Origin of the sequence: Serratia sp. FDAARGOS_506 (genome assembly GCF_003812745.1) — a bacterium.
Classification (GTDB): Bacteria; Pseudomonadota; Gammaproteobacteria; order Enterobacterales; family Enterobacteriaceae; genus Serratia.
Genome location: NZ_CP033831.1, coordinates 3,532,622 through 3,553,123, shown reverse-complemented (window position 1 = coordinate 3,553,123; position 20,502 = coordinate 3,532,622). Strand labels below are relative to the sequence as shown.

Below are 20,502 nucleotides of genomic sequence, written 5' to 3'. Positions count from 1 at the left end.
GTCGTTTTTATAAGAAAGATTATTGGAGACATTGGGGATGAATCTTCCGCTCGTGATTAACGTGCTGGTGTTTGTCGCGCTCCTGTTGCTGTTGGCGCAAACCCGCCACAAGCAATGGAGCCTGGCGAAAAAAGTGCTGGTCGGCCTGGTGGTCGGCGTGGTGTTCGGCCTGGGCCTGCAGCTGGTGTACGGCTCCGACAACCCGGTGCTGAAAGAATCCATCAGCTGGTTCAACATCGTCGGCAACGGCTATGTGCAGCTGTTGCAAATGATCGTCATGCCGCTGGTGTTCGCCTCGATCCTGAGCGCGGTGGCCAAGCTGCACAACGCCTCTTCCCTGGGCAAAATCAGCGTCCTGACTATCGGCACGCTGCTGTTCACCACGCTGATCTCGGCGCTCGTGGGCGTGCTGGTCACCAACCTGTTCGGCCTGACCGCCGAAGGTCTGGTGCAAGGCGCGCAGGAAAGCGCTCGCCTGACGGCGATCCAAACCAACTACGTGGGCAAACTGGCCGATCTGACCGTGCCGCAGATGGTGCTGTCGTTCATTCCGAAAAACCCGTTCGCCGATCTGACTGGCGCCAGCCCGACGTCGATCATCAGCGTGGTGATCTTCGCCACCTTCCTCGGCGTGGCGTCGCTGCAGCTGCTGAAAGACGACAAGCCGAAAGGCGAGCGCGTGCTGGTCGCTATCGACACCCTGCAGGCCTGGGTGATGAAACTGGTGCGTTTGGTCATGAAGCTGACGCCGTACGGCGTGCTGGCGCTGATGACCAAAGTGGTCGCCGGTTCCAACATTCACGACATCGTCAAGCTCGGTAGCTTCGTGGTGGCCTCGTACATCGGCCTGGCCATCATGTTCGTGGTACACGCTGTCCTGCTGGCCTTCACCGGCGTTAACCCGATGAAGTTCTTCCGCAAGGTGTGGCCGGTGATCACCTTCGCCTTCACCAGCCGCTCCAGCGCCGCCAGCATTCCATTGAACGTGGAAGCGCAGACCCGCCGCCTGGGCGTGCCGGAATCCATCGCCAGCTTCTCGGCGTCGTTCGGCGCCACCATCGGCCAGAACGGTTGCGCAGGCCTCTACCCGGCAATGCTGGCGGTAATGGTTGCGCCAACCGTTGGCATCAACCCGCTGGATCCGGTGTGGATCGCCACCCTGGTCGGCATCGTCACCATCAGCTCCGCCGGCGTGGCGGGCGTGGGTGGCGGCGCCACCTTCGCCGCGCTGATCGTACTGCCGGCGATGGGTCTGCCGGTGACGCTGGTCGCGCTGCTGATCTCGGTCGAACCGCTGATCGACATGGGCCGTACCGCGCTGAACGTCAACGGCTCCATGGCGGCGGGCACCATTACCAGCCAGCTGATGAAGCAAACCGACAAAGCCGTGATGGACAGCGAAGACGAAGTCGAATTGGCTCACCGTTAACGCCGTCTCAAAACGAAAAAAACCGGGGATCATCCCCGGTTTTTTTATGCCCCGCGCTCGGTCGTTACGGCCGCTCGCCGTTGGCCAGCCGCCGGTTGATGTCGGCGATCACGCCCGGCAATTGCGCCAGCGTGTCTATCACATAATGTGCGCCCGCCGCATACAGCTTATCGGCGGCCGCCGTACGGCGCTGCTCTATCTCACCTTCCGGCATTTGGCGGTACTCCTGCCAGGTCGCACCGAACTCGTTGCCGGACAGTGCCAATCCGACACTCCACATCCCGGCGTTCAACCCTTCAGTAATGCCCGGCACCGCGTCATCCACTTTCACGCAGTGCGCCACCGCATCGATGCCCAGCGCGATGACGTTCTGCAACGCCATCCACGGCCCTGGCCGGCCACCGGCCGCGAGATCGTCAGTGGCGACCCAGTAATCCGGCGCGTAGCCGCGCTGCGCAGCGGCGGGCACCAGCACTTCCATCACCGCACGCGGATAACCGGAGCAGGAGCCGATTTTAATGCCCTGTTCGCGCAGCTCGGCAATCACCTGCGGCACGCCCTCGATGGGATCGGCGAAGTCGATCACTTTGGCGATTTGCAGCGGCATAAACGCCTGATACAGCGCGTCGATGTCCTGATGGCTCATCGAGCGGCCCAGCTTCTGCCGCCAGCGGGCATCAACCGCCGGCAGTTTGCCCAGCGCTTCGATGTGCTGCCATTTGCCCAGCCCCATCGGAATGCGCGCCTCCGCCAGGCTGATGTCGATATCGAAGGTTTGTTTGAACGCCTCGACGAAAATTTGCGTCGGCGCAAAGGAGCCGAAATCCACCGTGGTGCCGGCCCAGTCGAGGATCACTGCGTTGATCTGTTTCATGGTCAATCCTTATTGATTCCAGTACATCGCCTGCCCGACTGCCGCCAGCAAACGTTCGATATCTTGCGGGTAAATTTCCCCGATGTTGCCGATGCGAAAGCAGTCGCTCTGCGACACTTTGCCGGGATAGATCACAAACCCTTGCTGCTTCAGGCGCTGATAAAATTCGGCAAAGCGGTATGTGTCGGCCTTTGGCGAATAGAACGCGGTGATGATCGGCGAATGCAACGCATCATCGAGCAGAGTCTCAAAGCCCAGTTCACGCATGCCCGCCACCAGCCGCCGCTGATTGGTCTGATAGCGCCGGTGGCGCGCAGCAATGCCGCCCTCGTGTTCCAGCTCTTTCAGCGCCTGCGCGAAGGCCAGCACGGTGTGGGTCGGCGACGTAAAGCGCCATTTGCCGGCCTGGTCTTCCATACAGCGCCACTGGGCATACAGATCCAGCGACAGCGAGCGTGAACGCCCGGCGCATTTCTCCAGCTCGCTGCGGCGGGCGATGACGAAAGCGAAGCCCGGCACGCCCTGAATGCATTTGTTAGCGGAGCTGATCAAAAAATCAACGCCCAGCGCGTCCACATCCAGCGGGATGCCACCGAAGCTGCTCATCGCGTCGACGATAAAGGTCTTGCCATTGCGCGCCGCCAGGCCGGCGACCTTCTGCAGCGGGTTGAGCATGCCGGTGGTGGTTTCGCAATGCACCATGGCGATATGGCTGATGCGCGCATCACTTTTCAGCACCGCCTCCATCGCCGCCACGTCCGGCTCATTCACCTCACCGCAGTCGAAAGCGTGGTGATCGATATCCATCAGCCGTGCCATTTCGATCATCCGCGCCCCATAGGCACCGTTGTTGACGATCAACAGCTTGTCCTGCGGGCCGATGACCGTGCCCAGCACGCCTTCCACCGCAAAGCTGCCGCTGCCCTGCAGTAACACCGAGGTGTAGCCGGCGGACGGCGTCGCCAGCGCCACCAACTGTTGGCGGATGCGCTGCACCACGCCGAGGTTGTAATCTTCATCCCAGGTGCAGCTGTCGAACAGCATCGCCTCTTTTACCGTCTTCGACGTGGTCAACGGGCCGGGGGTCAACAGCAGGTACTTACGATCGGACATGTTATTCACCTATTTGGTCTATACCAGATTGCAATCATTGTGGCGGCAAATTCCTTCCCTGGTCAAACGACAAAGCGCGGTGAAACAAAAAATTCATCTGGCTATGTATAATAAGCGCGTGCCGGAATGTCGGGCCGATGCCATAGCGAGATGAAATGAAAGAACATCAGGGCGATATGCCCCACTATCTGCAGATAAAGGATCAGCTTCAGGCGCGTATCACCCGCGGCGCGCTGCAGGCGGGCGACAAGCTGCCTTCGGAGCGCGAGCTGTGTGCCATTTTCTCCACCACTCGCGTCACCATTCGCGAGAGCCTGGCGCAGCTGGAGGCCACCGGCGCCATCTACCGCGCCGATCGCCGCGGCTGGTTCGTCACGCCGGAACGGCTGTGGTTGGATCCGACGCAGAACACCAACTTCCACCGCCTCTGCCAGGAGCAGGGGCGAACGCCGCGCACTGCGCTGTTGTCCGGCGAGAAAACCACGGTGCCGCTCGACGTCATGCAATCGCTGGCGCTCGAACCGTTCGATCAGGTGTATCTGCTGCGCCGCGTGCGCTACGCCGACGGCCGCGCGATCTGCTACTGCGAAAACCACTGCCTACCGCAGCGGGTGCCGGAACTGCTCAGCCACGATCTCAACGGCAGCCTGACCGAGGTCTATCAACAGCATTACGCATTGATTTACAGCAACATGCACCTGTCGTTCTACCCGACGGCTCTGCCTTACCGCGCCGCCAACGCGCTCGGCGCCATGGTCGGCCTGCCCGCTTTATTGCTGCGCCGCTTGAATTACGATCAGCACGGCCGCATTCTCGATTTTGATATCGAATACTGGCGCCACGACAGCCTGCGCATCGAAGTCGATACGCTTTAACCCCCGGCAAGACAGGGGCTGCGCCCGCCGCCCCACCTTTCTCTCCCACGCTCAATCCCCCGTTGCCGGCAAATATATTTTGCCGCTTTCATTTGTTTGTCATATTCACCCATTAGCTTGGCCGCATATCTGGTGTATACCAGTTTCGCATTAACCCGCAACAGTGAGGCTGAAGCTATGAAACTTTCTCGTCTGGTCGTGATGACCGCCATCGCACTCGGCTCCGCGCCGGCCTGGGCCGCCGATGCGGTGGTGACCGTCTACTCCGCCGATGGTTTGCACGACGGCGATCACAGCTGGTATCAAACCCAGTTCGACGCCTTCACTCAGGCAACCGGCATCAAGGTGCAATACGTCGAAGGCGGCTCCGGCGCCATCGTAGAGCGGCTGTCGAAAGAACGCAGCAACCCGCAGGCCGACGTGCTGGTCACGCTGCCGCCATTCATCCAGCGCGCCGCCGCGGAAAAACTGCTGCAGGACTTCACTCCGCAGGATGCCGCGCAGATAGCCGACGCCCAGCCGCAGTTCGTGCCGCTGGTGAACAACTACCTGAGCTTCATCTATAACGCCAAACTGTTGCCGCAAGCGCCCGCCAGCTATCAACAGCTGCTGGATGTGCAGTTCCGCAACAAGCTGCAGTACTCCACGCCAGGCCAGGCGGGTGACGGCACCGCGGTGATGCTGCAGGCATTTCACAGCTTCGGTAGCAAAGACGCCGGTTTCGACTACCTCGGCAAGCTGCAAAGCAATAACGTCGGCCCTTCCGCTTCTACCGGCAAGCTGACTGCGCTGGTCAATAAAGGCGAGCTGTTGGTGGCTAACGGCGATCTGCAGATGAACCTGGCGCAGATGCGCAGCAACCCGAACGTGAAGGTGTTCTGGCCGGCCGGGCCGGACGGCAAGCGCAGCACGCTGGTACTGCCTTACTATGTCGGCCTGGTGCAAGGTGCACCGCAAGGCGCCAACGGTAAAAAGCTGATCGACTTCCTGCTGAGCAAAGAAGCGCAGAGCAGCGTCAGCGCCATCTCCTACGGTATGCCGGTGCGTAAAGACGTGACCCCGACCGACGATAACTTCAAGCAGTCGCAGGCAGCGCTGAAAGGCGTGGACATCTGGGCGCCGGACTGGAATGAAGTGGTGAGCAGTCTGTCTGCCGACATCTCCCGTTGGCACAAGGTGACCGAATGACTCTGACGATGCCTGCTATTCTCTCTTCCCGCGCCGAGGCGCGGGATAACAGCCAAGACATCGCCGGGCCATCGGGTATTCAGCTCGACCGCGTCAGCGTGTCGTATCGCGGCACCGAAGTGCTGAAACCCCTGACGCTGACTATCGCCCCCGGCGAAGTGCTGGCGCTGATTGGCCCCTCCGGTTCGGGTAAAACCACCGTGCTGCGGGCGATCGCCGGATTCGTGCAGCCCTCCGCAGGTCGCATTACCATCGGTGACGCCGATGTCACCGACGTGCCGCCCTATGAGCGTGGTCTGGGCATGGTGGTGCAGAACTACGCGCTGTTTCCGCATATGCGCGTCGAGGACAATGTGGCGTTCGGCCTGCGCGCCCAGGGCAAGCCGCGCGGCCTGACCGCCGAGCGCGTCGAAGAGGCGTTGGCCATCGTCGGCATGTCCGCCTACGCCAAGCGCTATCCCAGCCAGCTCTCCGGCGGCCAACAACAGCGGGTGGCGATCGCTCGCGCCATCGCGGTGCGCCCCAAAGTACTGCTGTTGGATGAGCCGCTGTCGGCGCTGGACGCGCAAATTCGCCACAGCATGGTGGAAGAGATCGCCCGCCTGCACCGTGAGTTGCCTGACTTGACCATCCTGTACGTCACCCACGATCAGGGCGAAGCACTGACGCTGGCGGACAAGATCGGCATCATGCGCGACGGCCACCTGATCGCCCACGGCGAGACCCGCGCGCTGTATCATCATCCAACGAACCGCTTCGCCGCCGAGTTCCTCGGCCGCGCCAACCTGCTGCCGGCCACCGCGCTGGAGACGACCACCGGGCAAGGCATGACCACCGTCAGCTGCGCCGGCAAAGTGATCGGCTGCTTCACCTACGGCGCACAACGCGGCTTCGACAAATTGCTGTGCATTCGGCCGCAGCATATTGCGCTCGATGCCGATGCCCAACGCAGCAACTGCATCATCGGTACGCTGTGCGATATTCACTGGCAGGGGGAGTTGACGCACCTGCAGTTCGACGCGGAAGGCCATCCGCTGCGCGTGGTCACCACCCATCGCAGCCAGATGCCGCAGCTCGGCGAGCGCGTGCCGCTCTATTTCGCCCCCGACGACGCGGTACTGATCGAGGACTGACATGACCGACTCTACGCTTATTCGCCCGGCCCAGCGGCTGCGGCTGCCGCGCCGACTGTGGATCCTGTTGCCGCTGCTGGTGCTGGCGACGCTGTTTTTCTACCCGCTGGCGCTGATCGTCAAACAGGCATTTACCGACGAGCAGGGGCTGTTCAGCACCGCCGCACTGCAACAGGTGTTCGAATCCCGACGCTTTATCGGCGCCCTGCTCAACACGCTGCAGATTGCGCTGCTGGCAACGCTGGGCTGCCTGGTGCTCGGTACCCTGCTGTCGCTGCTGCTGGTGTTCACGCCGTTCCCCGGCAGCAGGCTGATCGCCCGGGTGATCGATACCTTTATCGCCATGCCGACCTTCCTGATCACCTTGGCCTTCACCTTTATCTACGGCTCTGCCGGCTTGCTGAACGGCACGCTGATGGCAACCTTCGGTTTTACCCTGCCGCCGGTGGACTTTCTTTACTCCATCTGGGGCGTGATCCTGGCGGAAATCACCGTGTTTACGCCACTGGTGATGCGCCCGCTGATGGCGGCGCTGTCGCAGATCGATCGCAGCCAGCTCGAGGCCGCCAGCATTCTCGGCGCCCGGCCGGGGCGTGTGGTGCGCCAGGTGATTTTGCCGGCCGCGCTGCCGGCCTTGCTGGCCGGCGGCAGTCTATGCCTGCTGTTGACCACCAATGAATTCGGCATCGTGTTGTTTATCGGCGCCAAGGGCGTCACCACACTGCCGATGATGGTCTACTCCAAAGCAATACTGGAGTCGGATTACGCCATCGCCTGCACGATCGCCGTCGTGAATATCTCGCTGTCGCTCGGGCTATTCTCCCTTTACCGCTACGCCGCGGCGCGCGCCGGGCTGAGGAACTGACGATGTTGATTTGGTCCCGCACCGGCCGCACCCTGACCTGTACGTTGGCGGTCACGTTGTTCGCCCTGTTCTTCTGCCTGCCGTTGGCAGTGATCCTGATGTCCAGCCTGAGCGAACAGTGGAACGGCGTGTTGCCGAGCGGCTTCACCCTCAGTCATTTTCGCCAGGCCTTCGGTGGCGCCTCCTGGGACGCGCTGTTCTCCAGCCTGGTTATCGGTTTCAGCGCCAGCCTGTTCGCGCTGCTGTGCGGCACCTGGGCAGCGTTGGCGCTGCGCCACCATCAGGGGCGCGGCCAGCGCCTGCTGAGCACGCTGTTCTTCATACCCAGCGCGGTGCCTTCGGTGTCGATCGGTTTAGGCATGCTGGTGGCGTTCAGCCAGGGGCCACTGCAGATGAACGGCACCTTCCTGATCGTGCCCGTCGCCCATTTCGTGCTGATTTCCGCGTTCACCTTCGGCAACGTGATGGCCGGGCTTACCCGGCTGTCGAGCGACTACGAGAACGTCGCGGCCAGCCTGGGCGCTTCGCCGCTGTTCCGCCTGCGCCACGTTACGCTGCCAATGATCGCCCCCTATATGATCTCCGCCTTCGCCCTCAGCCTGTCGCTGTCGATGGGTGAGCTGGGCGCGACCATGATGATCTACCCACCGAGCTGGGCGACGCTGCCGGTCACCATCTTCAGCCTGACCGATCGGGGCAGCATCGCCAACGGCGCGACGCTGACCATGATCCTGGTGGCGGCCACGCTGCTGCTGATGTTAGTGCTGGAGCGGATTGCGCAGCGGCTGACGCCGGGCGCAAAATAGCAACAAGGCGCTGCCATGGCCGCACCTTGTTCATCGAAGCGAAGGGTTAGAACGGGTAGTCGTGATAGCCCTGCTGTTCACTGATGCGCCGGGCGGCGACGTGCAGCAGCGCCACATACTCCTCCCGCGCCGCGTCGGAAAAACGCAGCGTCGGGAAAGAGAGGCTCAGCCCGGCGATCGCCACCCCGAACCGATCGAAGACCGGCACCGCGATGCAGCGGATCCCCGCCTCCTGCTCCTCGGCATCTTCGCCGTATCCCTGCTCGCGCACCCGCTCCAGCACCGGCAACAGTTCGGCGGCGCTGGTCAGGGTATGCTCGGTGCTGCGGGTAAATTCAATCTGCGACAGGATCTGCGCCACCTCATCCCGATCGCGCCAGGCCAGCAGCACTTTACCGATGGCGGTGCTGTGCAGCGGGTTGCGGCGGCCGATGCGCGAATACATGCGCAGGTTGTACATTGCGTCAATCTTGTGGATATAGACGATGCCGTCCTCGTCCAGGGCACCGAGGTGGATGGTTTCGCGGGTGCGGTTCGACAGCTCTCGCATCTGTACGTCGGCGCTGCGGATCAGATCGACATTCTGCAGCGATTTTGCGCCCAGCTCGAACAGCTTGAGCGTCAGCGCATACTTTTCCGTCTCGCCTTCCTGCGAGACGTAGCCCAGCGATTTCATGGTTTGCAGAAAACGGTAGACGGTGCTTTTGGACATCATCACCCGCTGGGACAGTTCGGTAATGCCAATTTCGCGCTCATCGCCGAGCGCCTGCAAAATGCCGAACACTTTCATCACGGATGAGACGGCATCCGGTTGCTTGTCTGAATCTGCGTTAGCCATGGTGAATACCCTACTTAACGGATTTGTTTCAGGAAATTTAAACAAGGGTTTCAGTATAATCGGAACAGATCGCGGCGCGCAACGCAGCTGAACGCTAAGCGATTGAAGCCAAATAGATAACCGCCGGCTGCTCATCGCCGTTTACAATTAAGCGGACAAGGGGAATGCAATCACGGGCGAATATGATTAGCATGATAATACTCCCCTGAATAAATACCGCTGAGACCAACATGCGTCCTTGTTCCGACGGCCTCCCCGTCCCGCAACGCTATGGGGCGATCCTCGCCATCGCCCTCGGCATTACTGTATCCGTGCTCGACGGCGCGATAGCCAACGTGGCGCTGCCCACCATCGCGCGCGATCTCAACGCCAGCCCGGCCAGCTCCATTTGGGTGGTTAACGCCTATCAGCTGGCCATCACCGTGTCTCTGCTGTCGCTGGCGTCACTCGGCGATCTGGTCGGCTATCGCCGTATCTATCAGGCGGGGTTGCTGGTGTTCAGCATCACCTCGCTGTTCTGCGCCCTGTCCGACTCACTGCTCACGTTGACTATCGCCCGCGTGCTGCAAGGCTTTGGCGCCGCCGCCATCATGAGCGTCAACACTGCGCTGATCCGCATCATCTATCCACAACGTTTTCTCGGCCGCGGCATGGGCATCAACTCGCTGATCGTCGCCTGCTCCTCGGCGGCCGGGCCAACGGTGGCGGCGGCGATCCTGTCGGTCGCGTCCTGGCAGTGGCTGTTCGCCATCAACCTGCCGATCGGCATCGTCGCACTGCTGCTGGGCATGAAGTTCCTGCCGGCCAACGGCCAAAAAAGCGATAATCGCCGTTTCGATCCCACCAGCGCCGTGCTGAACGCGCTGACCTTCGGCCTGCTGATCACCGCCATCAGCGGCTTCGCCCAGGGCCAAAGCCTGACGCTGATCTTCGGCGAGATCGCTGCACTGCTGGCGATTGGTGCGGTGTTCGTGCGCCGCCAGCTGCGCCAGGAATTTCCGCTGCTGCCGGTCGATCTGCTGCGCATCCCGATCTTTGCCCTGTCGATGGGCACCTCAATCTGCTCGTTTGCCGCGCAAATGCTGGCGATGGTGTCGCTGCCGTTCTTCCTGCAAAGCGCATTGGGCCGCAACGAAGTGGCGACCGGGCTGCTGCTGACGCCGTGGCCGCTGGCGATTGTGGTGATGGCGCCGATCGCCGGCCGGCTGGTGGAGCGCGTACATGCCGGCCTGCTGGGCTGCATCGGGCTGGCGGTGTTCGCGCTCGGGCTGTTCTCGCTGGCGCTGCTGCCCGCGACCCCATCGGATTTGGACATCATCTGGCGCATGATGCTGTGCGGCGCCGGCTTCGGCCTGTTCCAGTCGCCCAACAATCACACCATCATTTCCGCCGCCCCGCGCAACCGCAGCGGTGGCGCCAGCGGCATGCTGGGCACCGCTCGCCTGCTGGGACAAACCTCGGGGGCCGCACTGGTGGCGTTGATGTTCAACCTGTTCCCCACCTCCGGTACCCACGCTTCGCTGATCCTGGCCGGCGTGTTCGCCTCCCTGGCGGCGGCGGTCAGCAGCCTGCGCATCACCCAATCGACGGCGCCGGCGGCGCAGCCAAGCCGCGAGGTGAAATAGCGGCCATAAAACCAGCCGAAACCTCATCGATTCTAAAGCCGGCGGTTCCAGCAATGCGGCCGGCCTGAATCACGCCCCGTCGGGTGCGATGCACTTGACGTCAGTCGCCGCTCCTCAAAGGGCTGCGGCCTTGTTGCAAACACGCTAAATAGGCATCGTCATCCGGATACCAGCCAACAATGTGTTGGCCGTCGTTATCCTCCCCCTCAAAGGCCTTCAGCAGGTCTGAAGCGAACATGCGCGTGATCGGTTCAGCGGACTGCGCGCTGTCGATTCGACAGTCGCAGCGCGTCTCTCCGTCAACCTGAACGAAGTTCTGCAATGAGGCGAGACATCGCGCGTCGAGATCGCCATGTACATGGATAAATTCCCCCGTTTCTACCAGGGTGAGCACGGCCAGATTTCCCCCCACCACAAACGCGCCGTCGTTTCCTGAGCTGCAATAGGCATGGCGTATGCGGGCATCGTCACGCACGAGCAGCTCGCTAAAACAAATCAGCGTATCCGACTGCAGCCGCCCCAGCACAATGATGCCGCCATCCTCCTGCTGGGGTGACACCGCCATGCACCCCTCTACGATCAAATTTCCCTCTACGATCAGATAATCGTAATCGTGCCTGTCGTCCTCGTCTGGGAAAAATGATGGGAGGTGCAGGTCGCCTGAATGCCAGCGAATAGCTGGCGGTTCAGAATCGTAACGATTCCGGTTTAACAACTCCGCAGACGCATCGGCGATGCTGCCCGCCAATATGGTAAGGCGCGCCAGCGCCTCATCACAGCCGAGCAAGGGAATAGCGTTGATTTTCATAGAGCCTCAGGGACAGACGTTATGGTGCCAAAGCATATAGCATGAGCTTCCCAAACCAAGCAAGCGAAGGGGCAAACCCAATGCAGCATGGTAGCCTGCAGCGGCTAGCGTACCGCGAGAGGCGGACAGGCCGTATTCAAATCGCGAAATCTGACGATTGAATCAGCAACCTCCTCCTGAAAAAGCGATTTCGTTATGCCGTAAAAAAACCCCGGCGAGCCGGGGTTTTTCATTTCATTCAACCGATTATTTCAGGTACTGGCCGGAACGCAGCGCTTCGATGCGCTTGTCGAGCGGCGGGTGCGACATGAACAGCTCGCTGAACGACTTGGATTTGCCGTTGATGCAGAACGCCATCATGCTGCCCGCTTCCTGCGGTTCGTAGCTGGTTTTCAGGCGCTGCAAGGCGGCGATCATCTTCTCGCGGCCCACCAGCTTGGCGGAACCGGCGTCGGCGTAGAATTCGCGGTGACGCGAGAACCACATAGTGATGATGCTTGCCAGGATGCCGAACACCAATTCCAGCACCATCGACACCGCAAAGTAAATCATCGGGTTGCCATTGCCTTCCCCTTCACCATCGCGGTTGCCCAGGAAACCGGCGGCGACCTGTGCGATCAGGCGCGAAATGAAGATGACGAAGGTGTTCACGATGCCCTGAATCAGAGTCATGGTCACCATATCGCCGTTGGCGACGTGGCTGATTTCGTGCGCGATGACCGCTTCCGCTTCGTCGCGGCTCATGCTCTGCAACAGGCCGGTGCTGACGGCGACCAGCGAGGCGTCGCGGCGTGCGCCGGTGGCGAAGGCGTTGATGTCCGGCGCATGGTAGATAGCGACCTGCGGCATGGCGATACCCGCCTGCTGCGACTGACGGCGTACCGTTTCCAGCAGCCAGTTTTCGGTTTCGTTACGCGGTTGTTCAATCACTTCCCCGCCGACGGAGCGCAGCGCCATCCACTTGGACATCAGCAACGACACGAAAGCGCCGCCGAAGCCGAACAGACCGGCCATGATCATCAGGCCCTGAACGCTACTGGATTGGATTCCTGTCAGGCTGAGCACCAGCCCGAAAACCAACATCACCGCCAGGTTGGTGAGCAGGAACAGAGCTATACGCATCATAAAATGTTTACTTCCTCATAAATGTTAACAAAACGCTGTCTAAGATACCCTAGATCGTATGGGCATTCGTCACAGTTTCAAGAGTCGCACGTCATTAACCTACTAAAAATACGAAACTTTACAAAAACGACGCGCAACCGGGATTTGGCAAATTGTAAACGATTGTTGCGCAAGGCGGAGGGTTTTTTACGATAAATCTATCAGACGGGGCATAAGCGCCGCGCCCATTCGCCCCGCAGGGAACCGAGGCTTCACGCCGCCATAAAAAAACGCACCCGAGGGTGCGTTTTTCATCCTGCCTAACGCGGCCTTATTTGGCCGGCGTTGGCTGCTGAGCGGGCTGATCCTTTTCCAGATGAGCCAGGTCCAGCGCGATATGCACGGTTTCATCCAGGTACGGATCCGGTTCCTGGTAATCCTTCGGCAGATCGTCGAGCGATTTCAGCGGCTTCTTGCCCGCACGTTCCAGGCGCTCGTTGATGCGTTTCAGACGGGTCGCATCGTCATCGTGGTTCTCTTTCTCGCGCACCGCCAGATTGAGGGACACGATGTTGCGTTTATCCTTCAGCGCCTTGTAATGCGCGATATCCTGAGCGATGTACTGGAACTCCGGATTCTGCGCGATGCGCTGCTGATGATCTTTCAGCAGCTCCGGCTCGAACGGCGCCATATCGCCGGTCTTGCTGTAGGTCGCCGCATTGATGCTGTCCCACGGCATGGCGTTATCTTCAAACGCTTCGCCGGTTTCCGCCGGATCGACACCGGTTGGCATCAGAATGTCCGGGGTCACCCCTTTACGCTGGGTGCTGCCGCCGTTGACGCGGTAAAACTTCTGAATGGTGTACTGCACCGATCCCAGCGCCGGCCACTCAGGGCGCAGCATCTGATCGTAGATGCGATTCAGCGAACGGTACTGCTGCACGGTGCCTTTACCGAAGGTCGGCTCGCCGACGATCAGCGCGCGGCCGTAATCCTGCATCGCCGCCGCGAAGATCTCGGAGGCGGAGGCACTGAAGCGATCGACCAGCACCACCAGCGGGCCTTTGTAGTAGGTCACGCCGTCGGTGTCGGCGTCTTCACGCACTTTGCCGTTGTTGTCGCGCACCTGCACCACCGGGCCGCTCGGAATGAACAGGCCGGACAGCGACACCGCTTCGGTTAGCGCACCGCCACCGTTGGTGCGCAGATCGATGATCACGCTCTTGACGTTCTGCTTGGCCATCTTCTGCAGCTGCACTTTCACGTCATCGGTCAGACCGACGTAGAAGCCAGGGATGTCGAATACCGCCACCTTCTCTTTGCCAACGGTCTTGATGGTCATTTTCACCGCGCGGTCTTCCAGGCGAATGCGCTCGCGGGTCAAGGTGACCACGCGGGTTTTGGTGCCTTTGCCCGCCGGCAGGATCTCCAGGCGCACCTTGCTGCCTTTCGGCCCTTTGATCAGCGACACCACGTCATCCAGACGCCAGCCGATCACGTCCACCATCGGTTTGCCGGCCTGGCCGACGCCGACGATGCGATCGCCCACGGTGATCGCCTTGCTCTTCGCCGCCGGGCCGCCCGGCACCATCGAGTTGATCAGGGTGTAGTCGTCATCCATCTGCAACACCGCGCCGATGCCTTCCAGCGACAGGCTCATCTCGGTGTTGAACTGCTCGGTGTTGCGCGGAGACAGATAATTGGTGTGCGGGTCAATTTCATGCGCGAAGGCATTCATCGCCAGTTGGAAGACGTCTTCGCTGTTGCTTTGCGTCAGGCGCTTGATGGCGAACTGATAGCGCTTGGTCAGCGTGTCGCGGATTTCTTTGTCGGTCTTGCCGGTCAGCTTGAGGTTCAGCTCGTCATAGGTGACTTTCGCATCCCACAGGCTATCCAGCTCAGCCTTGTCTTTCGGCCACGGCGCTTTGCTGCGGTCGAGATCGATAGTGCCGTTGCCGGTGAAGTTCATCGGCTTTTCCAGCAGCGACAACGCATAGGTGTATCGCTCGAAACGGCGTTTCTGCGCCAGATTGAACAGCGCGTAGAAGGTGTCCAGCTTGCCGGTTTTCAGCTCTTCGCCAACCTGATTGCGTTTGCCTGCGAACTGCGCCACGTCGGAGGCCAGCAACACGTTATGGTTGTAGTCCAGCATGTTCAGGTAGCGATCGAAGATCTTGCCTGAAAACTCCGCATCGAGGGCAAACTGGCGGTAATGAGAGCGAGTGAAGCGCGAGGTTACGCGCTCACTCACCGTAGCGTGCTGGGGTTCCTGTTGCAGTTGGGGCAGTTGACTAATGCGGATGTTGGCTGTTTCCGCACCGTAACTGACACCCGCCCACAGCAGCCCTGCAATCGCTGTTAATCTGACGAATTTGTTCATGCCTTGGTTGGCCTCCGTATCAGAACTGCAAGTGTTCTGCGCGCACAATCATCGCCAGACCGGAAGAGAGCTGCACACGTACGCCATCTTTAGCGATTTCGAGTACGGTAGCATCCATCGCGCTCTTGCCTGCTCTGACTTTGATTTCCTGGCCAATTTGCAGTTTAGAGATATCCGTGACTGGCGCATAACGCGGCTGGTTTTCCTCTTTTGCTGCACGAGGTTGACGAGCTGGCTGTGGGCGAGTTTGTGGGCGCGGCTTGCGGTTTTCCGGCGCGGCTCCGCCTTCGCGACGTGCAGCAGGCTTTTTACCGGCTGGGCGCGGACGGCGTGGCGCGGCATCGGCGGACTCACCGGCGGCTTCACGTTTTTTGGCGTTTTGTTCGGCACGCTGTGCCTGAACGCGCGCTTTGGCTTCTTCAAGCTGCTGGCGAGCATGATCGACATGCTGCTGTTCCAGTTCACCGCACGGATTGCCGTCCAGATCGACGCGCTGCGCGCCAACTTTGACGCCGTACAGGTAACGCCAGCTTGAGGTGTACAGGCGCAGGGCAGAACGCAATTGCGTTTTGCTGAGATTCTCTTCCCCCTGCACGCGCTCTACCAAATCCTGAAAAATACCGATTTTCAGCGGACGAGCTTCGCCTTCGGCGCTAAAGCAGAGCGGAAAACGCTCGGCAAGAAAAGCAATGACTTCTTTACTAGAGTTCAACTTAGGTTGATTTTCCATGAAATTTCCTGATTACAACGGTATTGCCAACAAGCCACAGGCATGAACAGGCGTCATTATAATGACGCCATCGGTAATTGCCACGTTAACCGTCGATCAACTTGCCGCTACAGTCACATATTTCGCACTGTCGCACTGTTCCAGTTGTTCACAAAGCCCCGCCACCACTGCTTTCAGGCCCGCTTCATCCTGTTCGTCGAAGCGTTGATAAACCGTGCTGTCGATGTCCAAAACGCCGATCACCCGGCCGCCAACCGACAGCGGCAGCACAATTTCCGCATTGCTGGCCGCATCGCAGGCGATATGGCCCGGGAACGCATGCACGTCGCCGACGCGCTGCACGCGATTTTCCGCCACCGCCGTACCGCACACGCCCTTACCCACCGGGATGCGCACGCAGGCGATCTTACCCTGGAACGGCCCCAGCACCAGCTGGTCGCCATCCATCAGATAGAAACCGGCCCAGTTCACGTCATCCAGACGCTCGTTGATCAACGCGCTGGCGTTGGACAGCGCCGCGATAAAGTTGGTCTCCCCGCCGAGCAACGCGCTCAGGTCACGTTTTAATTCCGCGTAGAATTGTTCTTTTGTCATGTGATAACCATTGAAACAGTGAAGATGGCCAGAAGCCCAAAGCTTAGGCCCTATAAAATAAGCATTAAATGCGTATAGCCACAAGGTTAATCATCTGTTGCTTCACAAAACCCTGTCACTCGGGGTATGTTTGCCGCTCAGAATCCCGGTTTACCTCGTTTTACCGTCCGGCGCCGATCGCCGGTGACGCGGCCGGTTTATTTTTCAGCTACGCTGACAGTTCCGGCGGGCTCAAGGGCAGCGACTTGTCAAAAATGAAAATACACGCGATCACCGCCCCCCTATCCAAAGCGCGCCACCAACGCTGCTGCGAGTGCGACCTGCTGTTCGTGCTGCCGCCGCTCAGCGGCAATCAGGCCGCCTATTGCCCGCGCTGCAACGCCAAGGTGGTGCACGGCCGCGACTGGTCGATGACGCGGCTGACCGCCATGGCGATTACCATGCTGCTACTGATGCCGTTCGCCTTCACCGAACCCCTGATCAGCATTCGTTTGCTCGGCACGCGCATCGATGCCAGTTTGCTGGAAGGCATCTGGCAGATGAGCCGCCAGGGCGATCCGCTCACCGCCAGCATGGTGGCATTTTGCACCATCGGCGCCCCGCTGACGCTGGTGCTATCGCTGCTCTACCTGCGCTTCGGCCATGCGCTCGGCATGAACCTGCGCCCGGTGCTGCTGATGCTGGAGCGACTGAAAGAGTGGGTGATGCTGGACATCTATCTGATCGGCATGGCGGTGGCGGCGATCAAAGTGCAGGATTACGCCGACATTCAGGCGGGCAGCGCGCTGATCGCCTATCTGTCGCTCACTCTGCTCAGCATCCTGACGCTGATCCACACCAACCTGGAGCAGCTGTGGGAGCGTTACTATCCGCAGGAGCAGCCGGAAGGCCCACCGGCAGCGCTGCATATTTGCCTGTCCTGTCACTATACCGGCTACCCTGACGCGCGCGGCCGCTGCCCGCGCTGCCACGTGCCGATGTGCCACCGCCAGCCTTACAGCCTGCAAAAAACCTGGGCGGCGCTGATCGCGGCGATGATCCTGCTGATACCGGCCAACCTGCTGCCGATTTCCATCATTTACGCCAACGGCGCGCGGCTGGAAGACACTATTTTCTCCGGCGTGGTCTCATTGGCCACCTCCGGCAACGTGCCGATCGCCGCCATCGTGTTTATCGCCAGTGTGCTGGTGCCCTTTACCAAGGTGATCGTGCTGATCACGCTATTGTTGAGTATCCACTTCAAAACCTCGCACAGCCTGAAGACGCGTATTCGTCTGCTGCGCCTGGTCACCTGGATCGGCCGCTGGTCGATGCTGGATCTGTTCGTTATCGCCTTGATGATGTCGCTGGTAAACCGCGACCAGCTGTTATCTTTTACTATGGGACCGGCCGCGTTTTACTTTGGCTCGGCGGTCATTTTGACTATTCTTGCCGTTGAATGGCTCGATAGCCGATTGATTTGGGATGCACATGCAACAGGAAACGCCGACTACACCGACTGAAGCGCGGGTCAAGAACAAGCGCCGCATTTCACCGTTCTGGTTACTGCCGTTCATCGCCCTGCTGATCGCCGGGTGGCTGGTCTACAACAATTTCCAGGAACGCGGCACCACGGTCACCATCGATTTCCAATCGGCGGCGGGCATCGTCGCCGGCCGCACGCCGGTGCGCTACCAGGGAGTTGACGTCGGCACGGTGCAAAAGATCAGCCTGAGCAAGGATCTGCGCAGCATCGTGGTGGAAGCCAGCATCAAAAGCGATCTGGAGGACTCGCTGCGCGAAGGCACCCAATTCTGGCTGGTGACCCCCAAGGCCTCGCTGGCCGGGGTCTCCGGGCTCGATGCGCTGGTCGGCGGCAACTATATCGGCATGATGCCCGGCAGCGGCAAGGCGCAAACCCACTTCGCCGCGCTCGATACCCAGCCGAAATACCGCCTGAACACCGGCGAGCTGATGATCCACCTGCACGCCGACGATCTGGGCTCGCTCAACAGCGGCTCGCTGGTCTACTACCGTAAAATCCCGGTCGGCAAGGTATACGACTACACCATCAGCGAAGGCAACAAGGGCGTGACCATCGACGTGCTGATCGACCGCCGCTTCGCCCATCTGGTGAAAAACAGCAGCCGCTTCTGGAACGTCTCCGGCTTCAAGGGCGATTTCAGCCTGTCCGGCGCCACGGTACAGATGGAGAGCCTGGCGGCGCTGGTCAACGGCGCCATCGCCTTCGATTCGCCGGCCGACGGCCAGCAGGCCAAAGGGGATCAGAACTATACCCTGTATCCGGATCTGGCCCACAGCCAGCGCGGCGTCAATATCCTGCTGGATCTGCCTAGCGGCAACAACCTGAGTGAAAACCGCACGCCGCTGATGTACCAGGGGCTGCAGGTAGGCACCCTGACCAAGCTGACGTTGCAGCAGGACAGTAAAGTGGTCGGTGAACTGACCATCGATCCTTCGGTGGTCGATCTGATGCGCAGCGGCACCCGCATCGTGATGCGCAGCCCGCGCATCAGCCTCAACGACGCCAAGCTCAGCCAACTGCTGACCGGCACCACGCTGGAACTGGTGCCGGGTGAAGGCGAACCGCAGCAGCGCTTCAACGTGCTGGACAGCAGCGAAACGCTGTTGCAACAGCCTGGCGTGCTGACCGTCACGCTGAATGCGCCGCAAAGCTACGGTATCGACGTCGGGCAGCCACTGGTGGTGCACGGCGTGAAAGTCGGCCAGATCCTGAGCCGCACCCTGACCGCCGGCGGCGTGGTATTCACCGCCGCCATCGACGCCCAATACCGCGGCCTGCTGCACAAAGACAGCAAATTCGTGGTCAACAGCCGCCTCGACGTCAAGCTGGGCATCGACGGCATGGAAGTGCTCGGCGCCAGCGCTCAGGAGTGGGTAGACGGCGGCGTGCGCATTATTCCCGGCAGCAAGGGGGAACCGGGCGGCCAATACCCGCTGTACGCCAACAGCGAAAAAGCCGAGGAAGGCATCGTCGGCAACGCCCCTGCCACCACCCTGACCCTCAGCGCCACCAGCCTGCCGGATGTGCAGGCCGGCTCGGTGGTGCTGTATCGCAAATTCCAGGTGGGCGAAATCGTCAACGTTCGGCCGAAAGCCAACGAGTTTGAGGTAGACGTCTACATCAGCCCGGAATACCGCAAGCTGCTGACCCGCGAAAGCATCTTCTGGGCCGAAGGCGGCGCCAAGGTGCAGCTCAACGGCAGCGGGCTGACGGTGCAGGCTTCGCCGCTTAACCGCGCGCTGAAAGGCGCCATCAGCTTCGACAACCTGCAGGGCGTGACGCTCAACAAGGGCGCCAACCGCGTGCTGTACGCCAGCGAAACCGCCGCACGCGCGGTGGGCAGCCAAATCACGTTGAGAACCTACGATGCCAGCAAGCTGTCTGCGGGCATGCCGCTGCGCTACCTCGGTATCGACGTCGGCCAGGTGGAGTCACTGCAGCTGGCGCCGGAGCGCAACGAAGTGTTGGCCAAAGCGGTGCTGTATCCGGAATACGTGCAGACCTTCGCACGCTTGGGCAGCCGCTTCTCGATCGTTTCGCCGGAGATCTCCGCCGCCGGCGTCAGCAACCTCGATACCCTGCTCCAGCCTTATATCAACGTGGAGCCGGGGCGCGGCCGCGAGCTGCGCACCTTCGAGCTGCAACAAGCCAGCATCACCGACTCACGCTATCTCGACGGCCTGAGCGTGGTGCTCGATGCCGCCGAAACCGGCTCGCTGCAAATCGGTACGCCGGTGCTGTTCCGCGGCGTGGAGGTCGGCACCATCACCGGCTTCTACCTTGGCGCCATGTCCGACCGCGTGCACGTCGCGCTGCGCATCAGCAAGAAGTACCAGCATCTGGTGCGCAACAACAGCGTGTTCTGGCTGGCTTCAGGGTACAACCTGCAGTTCGGCCTGACCGGTGGCGTGATCAAGAGCGGCACCTTCCAGCAGTTCATCCGCGGCGGTATCGCCTTCGCCACGCCGCCGACCATACCGCTGGCGCCGAAAGCCACGCCGAACAAACACTTCCTGCTGAATCCGGAAGAGCCGAAGGACTGGAAAACCTGGGGCACCGCCATTCCTCGCGATTAAATTTCGCGTTTCCTCAGGGCCCGGCATTGCCGGGCCCTG

The 20,502-nt window shown here is 60.7% G+C and carries 17 protein-coding genes; 9 read left to right on the top strand and 8 right to left on the bottom strand.

Going from position 1 to position 20,502, the window contains the following annotated elements; all coding sequences use genetic code 11:
• Window positions 1–37 precede the first annotated feature (37 nt).
• Complete coding sequence (locus EGY12_RS17285) at window positions 38–1,429, top strand: L-cystine transporter (RefSeq protein WP_038877619.1); 1,392 nt, start codon at window positions 38–40, stop codon at window positions 1,427–1,429.
• Between the two features lie 64 nt (window positions 1,430–1,493).
• On the opposite strand, the gene phnX is transcribed toward EGY12_RS17285, so the two are convergent.
• Together phnX and phnW are read right to left on the bottom strand one after the other, a co-directional pair.
• The gene (gene phnX, locus EGY12_RS17280; protein WP_123894757.1) at window positions 1,494–2,303 is read right to left on the bottom strand and encodes a phosphonoacetaldehyde hydrolase; all 810 of its coding nucleotides are present in this window, start codon (window positions 2,301–2,303) and stop codon (window positions 1,494–1,496) included.
• Between the two features lie 9 nt (window positions 2,304–2,312).
• A complete protein-coding gene (phnW, locus tag EGY12_RS17275; RefSeq protein WP_123894756.1) occupies window positions 2,313–3,416 on the bottom strand; it encodes a 2-aminoethylphosphonate--pyruvate transaminase in 1,104 nt (367 codons plus the stop codon).
• 155 nt (window positions 3,417–3,571) lie between these two features.
• Here phnW and phnR point away from each other — a divergent pair, with 155 nt between their 5' ends.
• From phnR to EGY12_RS17250, 5 genes are all read left to right on the top strand, one after another.
• Window positions 3,572–4,291, top strand: coding sequence for a phosphonate utilization transcriptional regulator PhnR (gene phnR / locus EGY12_RS17270; RefSeq protein ID WP_123894755.1), 720 nt, complete (start codon window positions 3,572–3,574; stop codon window positions 4,289–4,291).
• 177 nt (window positions 4,292–4,468) lie between these two features.
• The gene (locus EGY12_RS17265) at window positions 4,469–5,479 is read left to right on the top strand and encodes a 2-aminoethylphosphonate ABC transporter substrate-binding protein (RefSeq protein ID WP_123894754.1); all 1,011 of its coding nucleotides are present in this window, start codon (window positions 4,469–4,471) and stop codon (window positions 5,477–5,479) included.
• An 8-nt stretch (window positions 5,480–5,487) separates the two neighbouring features.
• The gene (phnT, locus tag EGY12_RS17260; RefSeq protein WP_253722974.1) at window positions 5,488–6,612 is read left to right on the top strand and encodes a 2-aminoethylphosphonate ABC transport system ATP-binding subunit PhnT; all 1,125 of its coding nucleotides are present in this window, start codon (window positions 5,488–5,490) and stop codon (window positions 6,610–6,612) included.
• 1 nt (window position 6,613) lies between these two features.
• Window positions 6,614–7,477, top strand: a complete 864-nt coding sequence (phnU, locus tag EGY12_RS17255) for a 2-aminoethylphosphonate ABC transporter permease subunit (protein ID WP_123894752.1) — start codon at window positions 6,614–6,616, stop codon at window positions 7,475–7,477.
• Window positions 7,478–7,479: 2 nt separating this feature from the next.
• On the top strand, window positions 7,480–8,283 hold the full coding sequence (locus EGY12_RS17250; protein ID WP_123894751.1) for an ABC transporter permease: 804 nt from the start codon (window positions 7,480–7,482) through the stop codon (window positions 8,281–8,283).
• Between the two features lie 46 nt (window positions 8,284–8,329).
• Here the strand turns inward: EGY12_RS17250 and kdgR are convergent, their stop codons facing one another.
• Window positions 8,330–9,121, bottom strand: coding sequence for a DNA-binding transcriptional regulator KdgR (kdgR, locus tag EGY12_RS17245; protein ID WP_123894750.1), 792 nt, complete (start codon window positions 9,119–9,121; stop codon window positions 8,330–8,332).
• A 230-nt stretch (window positions 9,122–9,351) separates the two neighbouring features.
• Here kdgR and EGY12_RS17240 point away from each other — a divergent pair, with 230 nt between their 5' ends.
• Complete coding sequence (locus EGY12_RS17240; RefSeq protein WP_123894749.1) at window positions 9,352–10,746, top strand: MFS transporter; 1,395 nt, start codon at window positions 9,352–9,354, stop codon at window positions 10,744–10,746.
• 100 nt (window positions 10,747–10,846) lie between these two features.
• Here EGY12_RS17240 and EGY12_RS17235 read toward each other — a convergent pair whose 3' ends face one another.
• From EGY12_RS17235 to EGY12_RS17215, 5 genes are all read right to left on the bottom strand, one after another.
• Window positions 10,847–11,554, bottom strand: coding sequence for a hypothetical protein (locus tag EGY12_RS17235; RefSeq protein WP_123894748.1), 708 nt, complete (start codon window positions 11,552–11,554; stop codon window positions 10,847–10,849).
• Window positions 11,555–11,800: 246 nt separating this feature from the next.
• The gene (gene htpX, locus EGY12_RS17230) at window positions 11,801–12,679 is read right to left on the bottom strand and encodes a protease HtpX (protein WP_033638291.1); all 879 of its coding nucleotides are present in this window, start codon (window positions 12,677–12,679) and stop codon (window positions 11,801–11,803) included.
• Between the two features lie 310 nt (window positions 12,680–12,989).
• Window positions 12,990–15,038 carry a carboxy terminal-processing peptidase gene (gene prc / locus EGY12_RS17225; protein WP_123894747.1) on the bottom strand — a complete coding sequence of 683 codons (2,049 nt, stop codon included), beginning with the start codon at window positions 15,036–15,038 and terminating at the stop codon, window positions 12,990–12,992.
• 19 nt (window positions 15,039–15,057) lie between these two features.
• Entirely contained in the window at window positions 15,058–15,768 is a 711-nt protein-coding gene (gene proQ, locus EGY12_RS17220) for an RNA chaperone ProQ (RefSeq protein ID WP_033638287.1), read from the bottom strand.
• A gap of 96 nt (window positions 15,769–15,864) precedes the next feature.
• Window positions 15,865–16,362: a GAF domain-containing protein gene (locus EGY12_RS17215; RefSeq protein ID WP_123894746.1), complete on the bottom strand. Its 498-nt coding sequence runs from the start codon at window positions 16,360–16,362 to the stop codon at window positions 15,865–15,867.
• 254 nt (window positions 16,363–16,616) lie between these two features.
• Between EGY12_RS17215 and yebS the strand changes: the two genes are divergently transcribed.
• Together yebS and EGY12_RS17205 are read left to right on the top strand one after the other, a co-directional pair.
• On the top strand, window positions 16,617–17,864 hold the full coding sequence (gene yebS, locus EGY12_RS17210) for a membrane integrity lipid transport subunit YebS (RefSeq protein WP_123894745.1): 1,248 nt from the start codon (window positions 16,617–16,619) through the stop codon (window positions 17,862–17,864).
• The gene (locus tag EGY12_RS17205) at window positions 17,833–20,463 is read left to right on the top strand and encodes a PqiB family protein (protein ID WP_123894744.1); all 2,631 of its coding nucleotides are present in this window, start codon (window positions 17,833–17,835) and stop codon (window positions 20,461–20,463) included. Before yebS ends, EGY12_RS17205 begins: the two co-directional genes overlap by 32 nt.
• Window positions 20,464–20,502: the final 39 nt, after the last annotated feature.

Excerpts from the sequence above, each read along its gene's own strand:
- phnT (WP_253722974.1), top strand. The coding sequence starts at position 5,488 with ATGCCTGCTATTCTCTCTTCCCGCGCCGAGGCGCGGGATAACAGCCAA.
- EGY12_RS17250 (WP_123894751.1), top strand. The coding sequence starts at position 7,480 with ATGTTGATTTGGTCCCGCACCGGCCGCACCCTGACCTGTACGTTGGCG.
- EGY12_RS17205 (WP_123894744.1), top strand. The coding sequence starts at position 17,833 with ATGCAACAGGAAACGCCGACTACACCGACTGAAGCGCGGGTCAAGAAC.
- phnW (WP_123894756.1), bottom strand. The coding sequence starts at position 3,416 with ATGTCCGATCGTAAGTACCTGCTGTTGACCCCCGGCCCGTTGACCACG.
- EGY12_RS17265 (WP_123894754.1), top strand. The coding sequence starts at position 4,469 with ATGAAACTTTCTCGTCTGGTCGTGATGACCGCCATCGCACTCGGCTCC.
- kdgR (WP_123894750.1), bottom strand. The coding sequence starts at position 9,121 with ATGGCTAACGCAGATTCAGACAAGCAACCGGATGCCGTCTCATCCGTG.
- EGY12_RS17215 (WP_123894746.1), bottom strand. The coding sequence starts at position 16,362 with ATGACAAAAGAACAATTCTACGCGGAATTAAAACGTGACCTGAGCGCG.
- prc (WP_123894747.1), bottom strand. The coding sequence starts at position 15,038 with ATGAACAAATTCGTCAGATTAACAGCGATTGCAGGGCTGCTGTGGGCG.
- proQ (WP_033638287.1), bottom strand. The coding sequence starts at position 15,768 with ATGGAAAATCAACCTAAGTTGAACTCTAGTAAAGAAGTCATTGCTTTT.
- EGY12_RS17240 (WP_123894749.1), top strand. The coding sequence starts at position 9,352 with ATGCGTCCTTGTTCCGACGGCCTCCCCGTCCCGCAACGCTATGGGGCG.
- EGY12_RS17285 (WP_038877619.1), top strand. The coding sequence starts at position 38 with ATGAATCTTCCGCTCGTGATTAACGTGCTGGTGTTTGTCGCGCTCCTG.
- EGY12_RS17235 (WP_123894748.1), bottom strand. The coding sequence starts at position 11,554 with ATGAAAATCAACGCTATTCCCTTGCTCGGCTGTGATGAGGCGCTGGCG.
- phnR (WP_123894755.1), top strand. The coding sequence starts at position 3,572 with ATGAAAGAACATCAGGGCGATATGCCCCACTATCTGCAGATAAAGGAT.
- phnX (WP_123894757.1), bottom strand. The coding sequence starts at position 2,303 with ATGAAACAGATCAACGCAGTGATCCTCGACTGGGCCGGCACCACGGTG.
- phnU (WP_123894752.1), top strand. The coding sequence starts at position 6,614 with ATGACCGACTCTACGCTTATTCGCCCGGCCCAGCGGCTGCGGCTGCCG.
- yebS (WP_123894745.1), top strand. The coding sequence starts at position 16,617 with ATGAAAATACACGCGATCACCGCCCCCCTATCCAAAGCGCGCCACCAA.
- htpX (WP_033638291.1), bottom strand. The coding sequence starts at position 12,679 with ATGATGCGTATAGCTCTGTTCCTGCTCACCAACCTGGCGGTGATGTTG.